The organism is Tropicimonas sp. IMCC34011 (assembly GCF_003390865.1).
GTDB lineage: Bacteria > Pseudomonadota > Alphaproteobacteria > Rhodobacterales > Rhodobacteraceae > Tropicimonas_B.
The window spans coordinates 203,924-219,956 of sequence record NZ_QMEJ01000001.1; the positions used below are offsets into that span (position 1 = coordinate 203,924).

15 protein-coding genes are annotated in these 16,033 nt (G+C 68.0%); 10 read left to right on the forward strand and 5 right to left on the reverse strand.

The window, feature by feature from the left end; translation table 11 throughout:
• Positions 1-22: 22 nt before the first annotated feature.
• From zwf to DQG15_RS00945, 5 genes are all read left to right on the forward strand, one after another.
• Positions 23-1,477: a glucose-6-phosphate dehydrogenase gene (zwf, locus tag DQG15_RS00925; protein WP_116082007.1), complete on the forward strand. Its 1,455-nt coding sequence runs from the start codon at positions 23-25 to the stop codon at positions 1,475-1,477.
• Positions 1,474-2,145 (forward strand): 6-phosphogluconolactonase, encoded by a 672-nt coding sequence (gene pgl, locus DQG15_RS00930; RefSeq protein ID WP_116082009.1) that lies wholly within the window; start codon positions 1,474-1,476, stop codon positions 2,143-2,145. The genes zwf and pgl overlap by 4 nt, the downstream gene beginning before the upstream one ends.
• 97 nt (positions 2,146-2,242) lie before the next feature.
• The gene (gene pgi / locus DQG15_RS00935) at positions 2,243-3,844 is read left to right on the forward strand and encodes a glucose-6-phosphate isomerase (RefSeq protein ID WP_116082010.1); all 1,602 of its coding nucleotides are present in this window, start codon (positions 2,243-2,245) and stop codon (positions 3,842-3,844) included.
• Positions 3,845-4,030: 186 nt separating this feature from the next.
• The gene (locus DQG15_RS00940; RefSeq protein ID WP_116082012.1) at positions 4,031-5,014 is read left to right on the forward strand and encodes an MDR family oxidoreductase; all 984 of its coding nucleotides are present in this window, start codon (positions 4,031-4,033) and stop codon (positions 5,012-5,014) included.
• Complete coding sequence (locus tag DQG15_RS00945) at positions 5,011-6,444, forward strand: deoxyribodipyrimidine photo-lyase (RefSeq protein WP_116082013.1); 1,434 nt, start codon at positions 5,011-5,013, stop codon at positions 6,442-6,444. The genes DQG15_RS00940 and DQG15_RS00945 overlap by 4 nt, the downstream gene beginning before the upstream one ends.
• 85 nt (positions 6,445-6,529) lie before the next feature.
• Here the strand turns inward: DQG15_RS00945 and DQG15_RS00950 are convergent, their stop codons facing one another.
• On the reverse strand, positions 6,530-6,721 hold the full coding sequence (locus DQG15_RS00950; RefSeq protein WP_116082015.1) for a hypothetical protein: 192 nt from the start codon (positions 6,719-6,721) through the stop codon (positions 6,530-6,532).
• A complete protein-coding gene (gene hpt / locus DQG15_RS00955) occupies positions 6,721-7,269 on the reverse strand; it encodes a hypoxanthine phosphoribosyltransferase (RefSeq protein ID WP_116082016.1) in 549 nt (182 codons plus the stop codon). Before hpt ends, DQG15_RS00950 begins: the two co-directional genes overlap by 1 nt.
• A 70-nt stretch (positions 7,270-7,339) precedes the next feature.
• Between hpt and DQG15_RS00960 the strand changes: the two genes are divergently transcribed.
• On the forward strand, positions 7,340-7,798 hold the full coding sequence (locus DQG15_RS00960; RefSeq protein ID WP_116082018.1) for a type II toxin-antitoxin system RatA family toxin: 459 nt from the start codon (positions 7,340-7,342) through the stop codon (positions 7,796-7,798).
• Between the two features lie 3 nt (positions 7,799-7,801).
• On the opposite strand, the gene DQG15_RS00965 is transcribed toward DQG15_RS00960, so the two are convergent.
• From DQG15_RS00965 to DQG15_RS00975, 3 genes are read right to left on the reverse strand one after another with little or no spacing between them, the layout of a single operon-like run.
• Positions 7,802-8,275: a CinA family protein gene (locus tag DQG15_RS00965; RefSeq protein ID WP_116082019.1), complete on the reverse strand. Its 474-nt coding sequence runs from the start codon at positions 8,273-8,275 to the stop codon at positions 7,802-7,804.
• Complete coding sequence (locus DQG15_RS00970) at positions 8,272-8,763, reverse strand: phosphatidylglycerophosphatase A (protein ID WP_116082021.1); 492 nt, start codon at positions 8,761-8,763, stop codon at positions 8,272-8,274. The genes DQG15_RS00965 and DQG15_RS00970 overlap by 4 nt, the downstream gene beginning before the upstream one ends.
• A complete protein-coding gene (locus tag DQG15_RS00975; protein ID WP_255415075.1) occupies positions 8,760-9,929 on the reverse strand; it encodes a bifunctional 2-C-methyl-D-erythritol 4-phosphate cytidylyltransferase/2-C-methyl-D-erythritol 2,4-cyclodiphosphate synthase in 1,170 nt (389 codons plus the stop codon). The genes DQG15_RS00970 and DQG15_RS00975 overlap by 4 nt, the downstream gene beginning before the upstream one ends.
• A gap of 283 nt (positions 9,930-10,212) precedes the next feature.
• Between DQG15_RS00975 and dusB the strand changes: the two genes are divergently transcribed.
• The 4 genes from dusB (at position 10,213) to DQG15_RS00995 (ending at position 16,024) form a co-directional block, all read left to right on the forward strand.
• Complete coding sequence (gene dusB / locus DQG15_RS00980) at positions 10,213-11,157, forward strand: tRNA dihydrouridine synthase DusB (RefSeq protein WP_116083654.1); 945 nt, start codon at positions 10,213-10,215, stop codon at positions 11,155-11,157.
• Positions 11,154-12,260, forward strand: coding sequence for a nitrogen regulation protein NR(II) (locus tag DQG15_RS00985; protein WP_116082022.1), 1,107 nt, complete (start codon positions 11,154-11,156; stop codon positions 12,258-12,260). The genes dusB and DQG15_RS00985 overlap by 4 nt, the downstream gene beginning before the upstream one ends.
• A gap of 4 nt (positions 12,261-12,264) precedes the next feature.
• Positions 12,265-13,647, forward strand: coding sequence for a response regulator (locus DQG15_RS00990; RefSeq protein WP_116082024.1), 1,383 nt, complete (start codon positions 12,265-12,267; stop codon positions 13,645-13,647).
• 133 nt (positions 13,648-13,780) lie between these two features.
• Positions 13,781-16,024, forward strand: a complete 2,244-nt coding sequence (locus tag DQG15_RS00995; RefSeq protein WP_116082026.1) for a PAS domain-containing sensor histidine kinase — start codon at positions 13,781-13,783, stop codon at positions 16,022-16,024.
• Positions 16,025-16,033: the final 9 nt, after the last annotated feature.

Here is a 16,033-nt window from a genome sequence, read left to right on the forward strand (position 1 = left end):
TTTGCCAAGGAGCTAGACGCAGATGGTAGCGCGTATCATTCCGGTCGACCCGTTCGACCTCGTGATCTTCGGCGGAACGGGTGATCTCGCCCGGCGGAAGATCTATCCCGGTCTCTATCAGCGCATGAAGGCGGGGCAGATGCCCGCGGAGGCCCGCATCGTGGGCGCCGCGCGCTCGGAGCACGACGACGAGGAATTCCGCGGCATCGTGCGGGACGCGCTGACCGAGTTCGTGCCGAAGAAGGACATCGACCCCGACACGCTGGAGGCCTTCCTCGCCTGCCTCTCCTACGAGGCCGTCGATGCGCGCGGCGAAGCCGGCTGGACGGAGCTGAAGGGACATATCCGCGAGGGCGTCGTCCACGCCTTCTACTTCTCCGTCGCGCCGTCGCTCTTCGGCGATCTGGCGGAGCGGCTGCATACCCACGGCATGGCGGGCGACGGGTGCCGCATCGTCGTCGAAAAGCCCTTCGGACACGACCTTGCAAGTGCGAAGGAGCTGAACGCCACGCTGGAGAAGCACTTCTCCGAGGAGCAGATCTACCGCATCGACCATTACCTCGGGAAGGAGACGGTCCAGAACCTGATGGCCGTGCGCTTCGGCAACGTGCTTTTCGAGCCGCTCTGGAACGCGCAGTACGTCGATCACATCCAGATCACCGTGGCCGAGACCGTCGGCGTCGGTGGCAGGGGCGAGTATTACGACCGCTCCGGCGCCATGCGGGACATGGTGCAGAACCACCTCATGCAGCTCCTCTGCCTGATCGCGATGGAGCCGCCCTCCCGGTTCGGCTCGGACGAAGTCCGGGACGAGAAGCTCAAGGTGATCCGGGCGCTGGAGCCGGTCCAGCCCCATCACATCATCCGCGGCCAGTATGAGGCGAAGGGGGGCGAGCCCGACTTCCGGGAGGATGCCGGCGATCCGCGTTCGCGCACCGAGAGCTTCATCGCCCTGCGCGTTGCCATCTCCAACTGGCGGTGGGCGGGCACTCCGTTCTACCTGCGCACCGGCAAGAAGCTGAAGGCGCGGACCTCCGAGATCGCCGTGGTCTTCAAGGACGCGCCGCACTCGATCTTCGACGAAACCGGCAAGAGCCACCGCAACATCCTGACGATCCGGCTCCAGCCCAACGAGGGCATGGAACTGTGCGTGACAATCAAGGAGCCGGGCCCGGGGGGCATGCGTCTCGTGGATGTCCCGCTCGACATGACCTTCGCCGATGCCCTCGGTCCGGACGGCTCCGACATCCCGGAGGCCTACGAGCGGCTCATCATGGACGTGATCCGCGGCAACCAGACGCTCTTCATGCGCGGTGACGAGGTCGAGGCGGCCTGGGCGTGGACCGATCCCCTGATCGCGGGATGGGAGGCGCGCAACGATGTGCCGAAACCCTACGAGCCCGGATCCAGCGGGCCGGAGGATGCGTTGATGCTCATGCACCGCGACGGACGCAAATGGCGGGAGATCAAGGCATGAACTTTCAGGAATATCCCGACCGCGAGATCATGATGATGGATCTGGCCGACCGGATCTCGAGCGAACTCAAGGGTCATCTGCTGACCAATGACCGGGCGACGCTCTGCATTCCCGGCGGCTCCACACCGGGGCCGGCCTTCGACATCCTGTCCGGCGTTCGGCTTCCCTGGGACCGTATCTCGGTGATGCTGAACGACGAACGCTGGGTGCCGGAGGACAGCCCGCGCTCGAACACGCGCCTCGTGCGGGAGCGGCTCCTGACGGAGCATGCCGCGGCCGCGCAGATGGTGCCGCTCCATACCGATGTTCCGACCCCGGAGGAGGGGCTGGGCGCGCTGTCCGACGAGGTCGAGGCCCACCTGCCGATCACGGTCCTGCTCCTCGGAATGGGAACGGACGGGCACACAGCGTCGCTCTTCCCGGGCGCCGACCAGCTCGAGGCCGCCTTCGCCCCGGATGCGCCGGCACTCATGGCCATGCGCGCCGAAGGGGCGGACGAGCCCCGGATCACCCTGTCCGCGCGCGCCTTGCGCACCGCGATGAGCACGCACGTGCTGATCACCGGCGCGGAGAAGCGCGAGGTTCTGGAGGCCGCCGCGAAGAAGCCCGAGCTGGAGGCGCCGATCCGCGGCTTCCTCGGCGCCGCCACGGTGCATTGGGCGGCGTAGGACCGCCCTGCTGGCCGTACGTGAATTTTCAAGGCGCTGCCCGCGGCAAGGGACCCTTCTTGCAGGCGCCACGACCTGAGGGAGCCGATCCGAAACCATGCTGGACAAACTGAAGGCGCACCGCGCCAAAACCGAAGGCCGCACAATCGCAAGCCTGTTCGAGACGCCGGACCGCGCGCATCGCTTCTCGGTCGAAACAGGGGATCTGCTGTTCGACTATTCCAAGACGAGCATCGACACCCAGGCCCAGTGGCTCCTGCTGCAGCTGGCCGAAGCCGCCGGCGTCGCCCGGCGCAGGGACGAGATGTTCGAAGGCAAGGCGATCAACGAGACCGAGGGGCGCGCCGTCCTGCACACGGCGCTGCGCAACCTGGACGGCGACGCGGTCGTGGTGGACGGCAAGGCCGTGATGCCGGGCGTTCTGGAGACGCTTTCCCGCATGTCGAGCTTTGCCGAGGAGGTCCGCGAGGGACGGTTCAAGGGGCAGGGCGGCCGGATCACGGACGTGGTCAATATCGGCATCGGCGGCTCCGACCTCGGTCCCGCCATGGCGACGCTGGCGCTTGCGCCCTACCATGACGGCCCGCGGTGCCACTTCGTCTCCAACGTGGATGGCGCGGACATCGCAACTGCGCTTCAGGGGCTCGACCCGCGGACGACCCTCGTCATCGTCGCCTCCAAGACCTTCACCACTGCCGAGACCATGACGAACGCCGAAACCGCGCGCGACTGGATGGGCGAGGCGGTCGCCGATCCCGCATCGCAATTCGCCGCGCTCTCTTCTGCCAAGGACAAGACGGCGGAGTTCGGCATCGATCCCTCCCGCGTCTTCGGGTTCGAGGACTGGGTCGGCGGGCGCTATTCGATGTGGGGGCCGATCGGCCTGTCGCTGATGATCGCCATCGGGCCGGACGCGTTCCGGGCCTTCCTGCGCGGCGGACAGGCGATGGACCTGCATTTCCGCTCTGCCGAGATGAAGGAGAACATGCCGGTTCTCCTCGCCCTCGTCGGCATCTGGAACCATCAGGTCTGCGGCTATCCCACGCGCGCGGTCCTGCCCTACGAGCAGCGCCTCGCGCGGCTGCCGGCCTATCTGCAGCAGCTGGAAATGGAGAGCAACGGCAAGCGCGTCCGCATGGACGGCAGCGCGCTGGACACCGTGTCCGGGCCCGTCGTCTGGGGAGAGCCCGGCACGAATGGGCAGCACGCCTTCTACCAGCTCATCCACCAGGGCACCGGCATCGTGCCGTGCGAGTTCATGGTGGGGGCCCGCGGGTTCGAGGAGGAGCTGGAGCACCAGCACACGCTCCTCGTCGCCAATTGCCTCGCTCAGGCCGAAGCACTGATGCGCGGACGCTCCATGGACGAGGCGCGCGAGATCATGCGCAAAAAGGGCCTCGAGGGGGACGAGCTGGAGCGTCAAGCCGCCCACCGTGTCTTCCCGGGAAACCGTCCCTCCACCATGCTGGTCTATCCCCAGCTCACCCCCGAGATCCTCGGTCAGATCGTCGCGCTCTACGAGCATCGCGTGTTCGTCGAGGGGGTGATCCTCGGGATCAACAGCTTCGACCAGTGGGGCGTCGAACTCGGCAAGGAACTCGCGAAATCGCTGGAGCCGGTCCTGACCGGCAAGGACGCCGGTACGGACAAGGATGAATCGACCCGCATGCTGGTCGCTCGGCTGCGGGCGCTGAAGTAGCACGGCCGGGCCGGGCACCGGCCGCGAAACGGACCGTGCCGCGCCTCCCGGGGTGCTGCGCTCATCTTCGCTCCCCCAAGGCGGTCACGATCGCCGCGGGGGGGGGCGACACGGGGCGCGGCCGACCTATCCTCCATGCGGAAAGCGGCCCCGCGCCGCGCAAGGTGATACGAACAGGGAGATCCCATGAAAGCCCTCATTCTCGACAGGCCGGATGGCGAAGACGTCGTCTCCGAAATCCGCGAGACGGCCGAGGACAGCCTGCCGGACGGCGACGTGACGGTGGCGGTCGAGTATTCCACCCTGAACTACAAGGACGCCCTCGTGCTCGCGGGACAGGGCGGGCTCGTGAAGACGTATCCGCATGTTCCCGGCATCGACTTCGCCGGCACCGTCGAGACCTCGTCCGATGAACGCTATGCTCCGGGAGACCGCGTGATCCTCACCGGATGGCGCGTTGGCGAGATCCATTGGGGCGGCTATGCCGAGAAGGCGCGGGTCAAGGCGGATTGGCTCGTCCCGGCGCCGGACGGACTGGACGCGCGTACGGCGATGGCGCTTGGAACGGCCGGCTTCACGGCCATGCTGTCGATCATTGCCCTCGAGGAGCATGGGCTCACGCCGGATCGGGGTGAGGTCCTCGTGACCGGCGCGTCGGGCGGCGTCGGCTCCGTCGCGACGGCGATCTTGTCCCGCCTCGGCTACCATGTCGCGGCCGTGACCGGCCGGCCCGAGCAGGAGGAATACCTGCGATCCCTCGGCGCCCGCAGCATCGTTCCGCGGTCGGAGCTCTCCGAGGGCGGCAAGCCGCTCGAGAGCGAACGCTGGGCGGGATGCGTCGACGCGGTCGGCGGCACGATGCTTGCCCGCGTCCTGTCGCAGATGAAGCATGGCGGCTCGGTCGCCGCGGTTGGGCTTGCCGGCGGCTCGAAGCTGGAAACGACGGTGGTTCCCTTCCTGCTGCGCGGCGTGAACCTCCTCGGCATCGACAGCGTGACCGCGCCTTACGCGAAGCGCGTGACGGCCTGGGACCGGCTTGCCCGCGACATGCCATCCGAGCTCCTGGAGCAGACGATCCGCATGGCGACCCTCGACGAGGTGCCGCAGATCGGGCGCGACATGCTTCAGAACAAGACCCATGGCCGCGTCGTGGTCGACCTGTCGGAATGAGTGACGGCGATACGAGCAGCCCGATCCTCTTCTGGTTCCGCCGGGACCTGCGCTTGTCCGATCACCCCGGCCTGTCCGAAGTGGCGTCGACGGGCCGCCCCGTCATACCGGTCTTCATCTGCGATCCGAGCGTCGACGGTCTTGGCGCCGCGCCGAAATGGCGGCTCGGGGAAGCGCTGCGCGTCTTTTCGGAGACGCTCGAGGAAAAGGGCAGCCGCCTGATCCTCCGCCGCGGGAACGCCCTTCCGATCCTGCGCGGGCTCGCGGAAGAGACGGGGGCAGGGGCCGTGCACTGGTCCCGCCTCTACGACCCCGAAGCCCGCGAGCGCGATGAGGCGGTGAAGTCGGATCTCAACGCCGACGGCATCGAGGCGGTGAGCCATGCCGGACATCTCCTCTTCGAACCATGGACCGTCGAAACCAAGCAGGGCGGGTACTACAAGGTCTACACACCGTTCTGGCGCGCGGTGAAGGATCGCGATCCGGGGTCGGCGCCCTCCGCCCCGAGCGAGCTCGCAGCGCCGAAGGACTGGCCTGACAGCGACCGGCTGGGTGACTGGGACATGGGCGCCGCGATGGACCGCGGCGCCGCCGTGGTCGCGAAACATGCCCGCGTGGGCGAGCAGAAGGCGCAGCAGCGCCTCGGTACCTTCATCTCGAATATCGTAGAGGGCTACGACACATCCCGCGATCTGCCGGGTGAGGACGGCACGTCCCGCCTCAGCGAAAATCTCACCTATGGGGAGATCGGCATCCGTGCCTGCTGGGAGGCCGCGCAGAGGGCGCGGGAGGACGGCAAGGATGGCGCCGAAACGTTCCTCGGCGAACTCGTCTGGCGCGACTTCGCCTATCACCTGCTCTACCACACGCCCCGTCTCGTCTCCGGCAACTGGCGCGAGGAGTGGGACGCCTTTCCCTGGAACGAGGACGAACGGCGCGCCGAGGTGAAGGCGTGGAAACAGGGGCGGACTGGAATGCCCTTCGTCGATGCCGCGATGCGGGAGATGTTCGTCACCGGAACGATGCACAATCGCGGGCGGATGATCGTCGCGAGCTACCTGACGAAACACCTGATGTGCCACTGGAAGATCGGGATGAAGTGGTTCGAGGACTGCCTGATCGACTGGGATATCGCCAACAACTCGATGGGCTGGCAATGGGCGGCCGGATCGGGACCGGACGCGACACCTTATTTCCGGGTCTTCAATCCCGAAACCCAGATCGAGAAGTTCGACCGGGACGGCGCCTATCGCCGCGCCTTCATCGCCGAGGGACAGGAGGATCCGCCCGAGACTGCGCTCGACTACTTCGAGGCGATTCCCCGGCGCTGGAGCATGTCCCCGGCTGATCAGTATCCCGAGGAGCCCATCGTCGGCGCCCAGGAGGGCCGCGAGGCGGCGCTCAAGGCCTACAAGGAGCGGGACTTCTGAGGGACGGACGGCGCACACCTTGACGGCGAGGTTCGGCAGCTCCGGGCCCTTGGGCCAGCACCCGGCCCGCGGACTCGCACGATCCTCACTGCACCCGCACGCCGCCGCCCCGTCCGACACGGTCGGCCTGCATCCAGTCCGGCAGGAGACCGAAATGCTCCAGCCCGAAGAGGGCGAGACAGGCCGCGATGATCCCGAGGATCAGTAGGAATTTGCCCCAGGACGGCGGATTCTGCACCAGCCGCTTTGCCCGGAGGAGGTGCCGCGGGTTCAGCATCAGGTCTCGTCCGTGAAACGCACCGAGCCGATGAAGGGCAGGTTGCGGTTGCGCTGCGCGAAATCGATCCCGTAACCGACGACGAATTCGTCCGGGATCTCGAAGCCCGTCCAGGACGCCTTGAACGGCACTTCGCGGCGGGAGGGCTTGTCGAGAAGCGCGATGGTCTCGAGCCGCCGGGGGGAGCGGCTCTTGAGGAGCGAGGTCACGTGGGTCAGGGTGTGCCCCGTATCGACGATGTCCTCGACCACGAGAACGTCCCGTCCGCCGATCTCTCCGCGAAGATCCTTCAGGATCCGCACCTCGCGGCTCGAGGTCATCCCGGAACCGTAGGAAGAGGCTTCGAGGAAATCGACCTCCACCGGCATGTCGTGGAGTTCACGCACGAGGTCGGCGATGAAGACGAAGCTGCCGCGCAGCAGACCGACGACGACGAGCTGGTCCGTCCCCCTGAATGCGGTCTCGATTTCACGGGCGAGGTGCTCGATGCGGGCGGCCACTGTCTTGGCACTGATCATCGTATCGATGACGTATGGGCGGTCTGTCACGGCTTTTGTCCTTGATCTGCGCCCGCACCATACGACATCAACCGGTACAGTCCACCAACGCACCGGCGCCATGACCACGCATTCCGAGACCCGCACCGTTCCCTATACCGCTCAGCAGATGTTCGACCTTGTGGCGGATGTCGAGCGGTACCCCGAATTCCTGCCCTGGACGGCCGCGGCGCGCATCCGCTCCCGCCGCCACGAGGGTACGGCGGAGATCATGGAGGCGGATCTGGTGATCTCCTTCAAGGTCTTCCGCGAGAAGTTCGGCTCCCGCGTCACCCTCTGGCAGGAGGACGGGCGCATCAACACCGAGTATCTCGACGGTCCCTTCCACCACATGATTTCCAAGTGGGGGTTCGTGGATGTCGAAGGGGGCTGCGAGGTGCAGTTCTACGTTGATTTCGAGTTCAAGAACAGGCTCTTGCAAGGCGCAGCGGGGATGTTCTTCAACGATGCGATGCAGCGGATCGTGCGCGCCTTCGAGCGTCGGGCGGCCGAGCTCTACGGTCCGAAGGGGACCGTCTGAAGCTCAGTCCGTCAGAGCGCGGATGAGCATGGAAAGGGCGTGATCCACGGCCGCCAGGCGCACCGCCTCTCGGCCGAGCGCGCCGAACTCGACCGTCTCGCCGAGCGTGGTTTCCCCGATCCGGGCGAGGCCGAAGCAGACCCGGCCCTCCGGCTTGTGCTGCGAGCCGCCGGGCCCGGCGATCCCGGTCACCGAAATGGCGATGTCCGCTTCGGACCGGCGGAGCGTTCCGGTCGCCATCTCCCGCGCGACCTCCTCCGACACGGCCCCGTGCGCGAGCAGAGTCTGCTCCGAAACGCCCAGCATCGTGACCTTCGAGACGTTGGAGTAGGTGATGTAGCCGCGATCGAGGATGTTCGAGGCCCCGGCCGGAGCCGTGATCGCCCCGCCGAGAAGACCGCCCGTGCAGCTTTCGGCGACGGCGATCCGGGCGCTTTGCGCGCGGGCCGCCTCGAGGAGTTGCTCCGCCGGGCTCATGACATCAGCACGCCGTGGGAGATGGCCGCGGCCAGCGCGACGACAATGGCCGCCATGACCCCCGCCGCGACGTCATCGAGCATCAGCCCCTCCGGGGTTCCCATCCGGTCCGCGCGCCCGACGAGCCATGGCTTCCAGATGTCGAACAGGCGGAACATTGCGAAGGCGCCGACCCAGCCCGGCCAGGGGAAGAGCCAGGGATCCGCCCCGGCGAACCAGAGACCGCCGGACAGGGGCAGCAGCGCGATCCACATGCCAACCGCTTCGTCCACGACGATCCAGGACGGGTCGTGATCGCCAACCCGTGTCTCCGCCCGCGCGGCCCAGAGCCCGATCGGGAAGAGCACGATGGCGGCGATAAGAAGCAGGGGGAAGCCACCGAGACCGTGCAGCAGGTATCCCACGAGGAGCGCCGCGGCGCTGCCCCAGGTTCCGTTCGCCGGGGAGATCAGCCCCGAGTAGGCGAAGGAGGCAATGAAGCGGGTCATGGCGTCTCCGAGACGAGGGTTGCCGTGGCGATGGCCGCGATTCCCTCGCCGCGACCGGTGAAACCGAGCCGCTCCGACGTCGTCGCCTTGACCGAGATCCGGTCCGGCGTCGTGCCGAGGATCGCTGCCAGACGCGCCGACATGGCGGCGGCGTGAGGGCCGATCTTGGGCTCCTCGCAGATCAGTGTGACATCAGCGTTCGAAAGACGGAAGCCGCGACCGGAGGCGATGTCGGCGGCACGTGTGAGGAAGATCTCGCTGTCGGCGCCTTTCCACTGCGGATCCGACGGGGGGAAGTGGCGCCCGATATCGCCCTCGGCGAGGGCGCCGAGAATCGCATCGGTGAGCGCGTGCATCCCGACATCGGCGTCCGAGTGGCCGGACAGGCCGCGGCCATGGGGGATGCGGATGCCGCAGAGGATCACGGCGTCCCCCGGCCCGAAACGGTGGACGTCGTAGCCGTTGCCCATGCGGATATCCATCGGCGTGCCTTTCCCGAGCAGGTCCTCCGCGCGCCTCATGTCGGCGGCGAGGGTCAGTTTCAGGTTCCGCTCCTCGCCCGGAACCATGACGACGTCCAGTCCCGCCGCAAGAGCCACGGTGACATCGTCGGCCGGATCGCCGGGCGCGTCCCACCCGGCATGGGCCGCCGCAATGGCCTCGTACCGAAACCCCTGCGGGGTCTGCGCCCGGTAAAGGCCGTCCCGCGGCACTGCGCCCTCGATGCGGTCCGTCTCGCTCCGCCAGAGGGCGTCGGTCACCGCGACCGCAGGCGCCGCCCCGTCGTGGGTGTCCAGGGCCTCGCTCACGCGGGCGATGGTCTCCCGGTCGATCAGCGGGCGGGCGGCATCGTGGATCAGGACGCGGTCCGGCGGCGCGTCCGACAACGCGGCGAGCCCGGCCCGGACGGAGGCCGCACGGCTTGCACCGCCCGTCGCGATCGTCACCTCCGAGGGCAGGATCGCCCGCGCGGCCTCCGCATCATCGGCGGCAACGACGGCGACGACGCGCCGGATGCCGGGATGGCACAGGAACGCGGCGGCAGAGCGGCTGATCACAGGCTGGCCGGCCAGGAGGCGGTACACCTTGTTCTGGCCGCCCATGCGGGTCCCCTTGCCGCCGGCAACGAGGATCGCGTCCGTCACGGGTCCTGCGGCATCGGTCACGGGCGGATCCGGGGGCGGTCTGAGGGTGTCGCGGGACGGGTCATCATGGAGATCCTCATTAGCCGTGAGCTCGAAGCAGGGCAACGCGGAAGCCTTTACCCTCCCAACGCGCTTAAAAAGCGGGCATATGAGAAACCGGGAGGCTGATGGCCATGCGTCAGGCTTCCGTCCGCGCCGGACCGCGGGATAAGAGACCGCACGCACAAGGATTGAGCGTTTGACGCATCGCCAAGCACAAATCACCGGAGGCGGGGCGGAGCGCCCGCTCGTCGCCCTCGCGCCGATGGCCGGGATCACGGACCGGCCCTTCCGCCGGCTTGCCATGCGCTTCGGCGCAGATCTCGTCGTGTCGGAAATGGTGGCGAGCCGGGAGATGGTGACGGCGCGGCGCGGCACGCGGGACAAGGCGCTCGGCGCTGACATGCCGGGAACGGCGGTGCAGATCGCGGGAGCCGAGGCGCACTGGATGGCCGAGGCGGCCCGGATCGCCGAGGACATGGGCGCCCGCGTGATCGACATCAACATGGGCTGTCCGGCGAAGAAGGTCACGGCCACGGCCGGCGATGGTGCCTCGGGGTCGGCGCTCATGCGCGACGTGCCGAATGCCCTGCGGCTGGTCGAGGCCGTGATCGGCGCGGTCGCCGTCCCCGTGACGCTCAAGATGCGGCTCGGCTGGAACGAGGAGAGCCTGACGGCGCCGGAGCTCGCGGCCGGGGCCGCCGCGCTCGGCGTCTCCCGCATCACCGTCCACGGCCGGACGCGCTGCCAGTTCTACAAGGGCCGGGCCGACTGGGCCGCGATCAGGCCGGTGCGCGATGCGCTGCCGAAGGACGTGCCGCTCATCGCGAACGGAGACATCTGTTCGCTGAACGATGCCCGCAACGCCCTCGCGCAGTCGGGTGCGGACGGCGTCATGATCGGACGGGGCGCTCAGGGCAGGCCCTGGCTTCCGGGACAGATCGCCGATGCGCTCGGCGGCCGGGTTCCGCGTGCGGCGCCCGAAGCAGACGACCTCGCCGCCCTTGTCCGCGAGCACTACGAGCAGATGCTGTCGTTCTACGGGCCGGGGCTCGCCGTGCGCGTCGCGCGAAAGCACCTGGGGTGGTACCTCGAGGCGGCCGGCGATCCAGCCGGCCTCCGCCGCACGCTCATGACCGAGACCGATCCCGCTGCCGTCCTGTCGCTGATATCCCGCGCCTTCACCCCGGCCCGAAGGACCGCCGCATGAGCGACGAGGGGCATCGGCTCACCGGCGAGATCTGGGCTTCGCTGCCCGTGCCGGCGCTCCTTCTGGACGCCGAGGACCGGATCGACGCGCTCAATCCCGAGGCGGAGGCCTTCCTGAATGCCTCCCTGCGGTCGCTCAAGGGGCGGTCCGTCCACGATTGCCTCATCGTCGATGCGCCCATCGAAGGCGCGCTGACGCGGGTCCGGCTCAACCGGTCGCCGGTCTTCATCAACGATTCGGACGTGGGAACGCACGAGCGCGCGAGCGTGGCCTGCAATCTTCAGATCGCGCCGCTCACGGACCACCCCGAGATCCTGCTCGTCGTCATCGCGCCGCGCCAGATCGCAGGCCGCCTCGGCCGCGCGCCGGGCGCCGCCGCACGCTCGGCCATCGGCATGGCCGAGATGCTGGCGCACGAGATCAAGAACCCGCTCGCCGGCATCTCGGGGGCCGCGCAACTTCTGTCGATGTCCCTCGAGGGCGAGGATCTGGAGCTGACCGATCTCATCGTCGCGGAGACCCGCCGCGTGGTGCAGCTCCTCGAGCAGGTGGAACAGTTCGGAAACCTGCGTCCGCCGCTCACCAAGCCGGTGAACCTGCATGACCTCCTGGACCGTGCCCGCCGCTCGGCCAGCGTCGGATTCGCCGCGCACATGCAGATCCATGACGATTACGACCCCTCGCTGCCGCCGACGCTCGCCGATGGCGACCAGCTGCTGCAGGTCTTCCTCAACCTTCTGAAGAACGCCGCTGAGGCGGTCCAGCGCAGCGGGCAGGGGACCGGGACGATCCGCCTGCGGACGTTCTACGAGCCGAGCCTCAGGGTGCGCGGCGCGGACGGCGTCGCCCTCGCGGTGCCCCTGCAGGTCGAAATCGTCGATGACGGGCCGGGTCTGCCGCCCGAGATCGCCGACGAGATCTTCGAGCCATTCATCTCGGGGCGGGAGAACGGGACCGGCCTCGGCCTCGCGCTCGTCTCCAAGATCGTCATCGAACATCGCGGCTGGATCAGCGTCGAGAGCGCTCCCGGCCGTACCGCCTTCCGCATCTCGCTGCCCGTCGCCCCGGAGGGCGGGGCCCCGGACGCCAACCAGGAGACCTGACCGAATGGACGGAACGATCCTCGTCGCCGATGACGACCGCACGATCAGGACCGTGCTTACCCAGGCGCTGACCCGCGCCGGCTGCAAGGTCCATGCCACGTCCAGCCTCGTGACGCTGATGCGCTGGGTCGAGGAGGGCAAAGGCGATCTCGTGATCTCGGATGTCGTCATGCCGGACGGGAACGGGCTGGAGATGCTGCCCCGGATCGGCTCCGAGCGGCCGGGCCTTCCGGTGATCGTGATCTCCGCGCAGAACACCATCATGACGGCGATCCAGGCGGCGGAGGCGGAAGCCTACGACTACCTGCCGAAGCCCTTCGACCTGCCGGACCTGATGAAGCGCGCGGCGAAGGCGCTCGAGGTGAAGCGCCACGCCGGCCAGTCCCGTACCGTGCGAGGCAACGTCGAGCGGCCGGAAGCCGCGGCGACGGACCTGCCGCTGGTGGGCCGGACGCCGGCCATGCAGGCGCTCTACAGGCTCGTCGCACGGGTGATGAACACGGATCTCGCGACCCTGATCACCGGCGAAAGCGGCACCGGAAAATCGCTCATCGCGCGGGCGATCCACGATTTCTCGGACCGCCGATCGATGCCGTTCGTCGTGGCCAGCGCATCGGACCTCGCCGGCGTCGACGGGCCCTCGGCCATCGTCGCCAAGGCGCGGGCGGGGTCGATCCTGTTCGACGAGGTGGCCGATCTCGACATGGACACCCAGGGGCGCCTCGTGCGGCTGCTCGATGCCCTCGGCGATTCCGCGCCCCGGATCATGGCGACGAGCCAGTCGGATCTGACCGAGCGCATGGAGCGGGGGGCGTTCCGGCAGGACCTCTTCTATCGCCTTGGCGGCGTCACCATCGCCGTGCCCGCCCTGCGCGAGCGGGTGGACGACATTCCGCTCCTGGCCGAGCATTTCCTTGCCCGCGCGGAACGGGACGGAGCACCGACGCGGCGCTTCGCCGAACCGGTCATGGAGCTGATCCGCGCCTATTCCTGGCCCGGCAACGTGCGCCAGCTCGAGAACATCATCCGCCGTCTCGTGGTGACCTCCCCCGAGGAGGAGATCGGCCGGGCGGAGGTGGAGCAGGTCCTCGGAAACCAGCCCGAGATCGAGCCTCTCATGGGGGGCGGGTCGGGGGAGAAGCTCTCAGCTTCCGTCGCCAAGCATCTTCGGCGCTATTTCGACCTCCACGGCGGCGTTCTGCCGCCTCCGGGCCTCTACCAGCGCATCCTGAAGGAGGTCGAAGTGCCGCTCATCGAGATCGCGCTCGATGCAACTGGCGGGAATCAGGCCAAATGCGCCGACCTTCTCGGCATCAACCGCAATACCTTGAGAAAGAAGATCACGGACCTCGATATTCGCGTGACACGCCGCCGCAAGTTGATGTAAAGCTGCAACAGAGCCGTGACATCGGGGCCTGCGCCCCCTAACGATCACGGAATTTGGCGGAACGTCGCGCGACGGCCACGCTCCCGTTCAGAAGGGGCGGCCCGCTCGGCACGAGGAAGAGCGAGGCTGTCTCTTGGCAAGCCACAAACAGCGTCTGAGCTGGGAAAGAGTCTCGCGCCTGCGACGGGCGCGCGCAATCCGCACTGGGTCTGCCCTCGGCCTGGTCGTGCTCGGTCCCGTCCTCGTCATCGGCACATTCTGGGTTCTCGGGCCATTGCGGCAGGGCGCGACGTCGCCATGGCTCCGGGTCGTCATGCTGGTCGACCTCGTCTACATCCTCGCCGTTGCCACGCTGGTCCTCGGCCGGGTCGCGCGCATGGTCGCGGAGCGCAGGGCAAAGTCGGCCGGATCCCGGCTACACCTGCGACTGACCGGCGTCTTCGCCCTGATCGCGCTCATTCCCACGGTTCTCGTCGCCGTTTTCGCTGTCCTGACGATCAATGTCGGTCTCGAAGGCTGGTTCTCGGACCGGGTGCGCAACGTCGTCGGCGCATCGCTGTCCGCTGCGGAGGCCTACGAGGACGAGCACCGGCGCGACCTGACGCAGGATGCCGCGGTGCTCGCCGGGTATCTCAACGTCGCCCGCTCGGCGCGCTTTGCCCTCTCGGACGGCGAGATCCGCCAGCTTCTGACACAGGGGCAGGCGCAGGTGCAGCGCGGCCTTCGGGAAGCCTACGTCATCGACTCGGACGGCGAGATCCGGGCGCGGGGCGAGCGATCCTATCTCTTTGATTACGAACGCCCGAGCGAGGAGGCGATCGCGCAGGCCGCGGGCGGCGATCCCGCGATCATCGAGGACTGGGACGCCAACGAGTTCCGCGCCCTGATCCAGCTGACGGCCTTCGCCGACCGGTTTCTCTATGTCAGCCGCGAGGTGGATGGAGAGATCCTCGCCCTGCTGGACGACACGCAGGAATCCGTGCGGCTCTACAACCAGCTGGAAAGCGAGCGGGGGCGGCTCCTCTTCGAGTTCGGCCTGCTCTATCTCGGCTTCGCCCTGATCCTGATCCTCGCGGCGATCTGGCTCGGCCTGATCTTCGCCGAGCGCCTGTCGAAGCCGGTGGGCCGTCTTGCGGGCGCCGCGCAGCGCGTGGGCGACGGGGATCTGAACGTGCGCGTGGTGGAGGCGGACGGCGAGGACGAGATCGCCATGCTGGGCCGCGTGTTCAACCAGATGACCCGGCAACTGAAGGGACAGCGCGATGCGCTGCTGTCCACCAACGCCCAGATCGAACGGCGCCGCCGGCTCTTCGACAGCGTTCTGTCCTCCGTCACGGCGGGGGTGATCGGCCTCGATGCGGAGGGCCGGGTGGACTTCATGAATCGCTCCGCGCTCAGGCTTCTGGAGATCGAGGAGGGCCAAGACCATCACGACGCGATCGGCCAGACCGTGCCCGAATTCGCCGGTCTGCTGACGCGTCTGAGGTCGGGGGAGCGCGGCGTCGCCCAGGAGGAGATCCGGCTGTCGCGGAACGGCAAGCTGGAGAACCTGCTCGTCCGGATGGCAGAGCGGCGCTCCGGGGACGGTGACCTCGAGGGCTACGTCGTGGCCTTCGACGACGTGACCGAGCTCGTCTCGGCGCAGCGCATGGCCGCCTGGGGGGACGTCGCACGCCGCATCGCCCACGAGATCAAGAACCCCCTGACGCCGATCCAGCTGTCCGCGGAGCGCGTCCGGCGCAAGTTCTCGTCCCGGCTCGACCCCGAGGAGGCCGAAAGCCTGGAGCAGCTGACGGGCGTCATCATCCGCCAGACCGGCGATCTGCGCCGCATCGTGGACGAGTTCTCGAAATTCGCCCGGATGCCCGAGCCGGATCGCCGGCGCGCGGACCTCGTCGTGCTCCTGCGCGACGCCGTGACGCTTCAGTCCCAGCAGCTCGACGAAGCCCTTTCCGCCGACATTCCTTCGGAACCGATCCCGGTGGACGTCGACGAGACGATGATCGGGCAGGCGCTGACGAACCTCATCAAGAATGCCGGCGAGGCCATCGAGAGCCTGCGCGAGGCGGGGGCGCCCGAGGACTTTTCCCCCGAGATCCGCGTCTCCTGCGAGACCGGGGAGCGGACGGCGACGATCCGCATCATGGATAACGGCATAGGGCTCCCGGAAGACCGCACGCGGCTTTTCGAACCCTACGTGACGACCCGCGAGACGGGCACCGGCCTCGGCCTGCCCATCGTGAAGAAGATCATCGAGGAACATGGCGGGAGCTTCGATCTCGAAGACGCCCCGCCGTTCGGTGGAACGGACCGCGCCGGGGCGATGGCAGTCATCGTCCTGCCCCGCGCGGTGCAGTTCGAGCAGGCAGCAGAATAAAGAAAAATG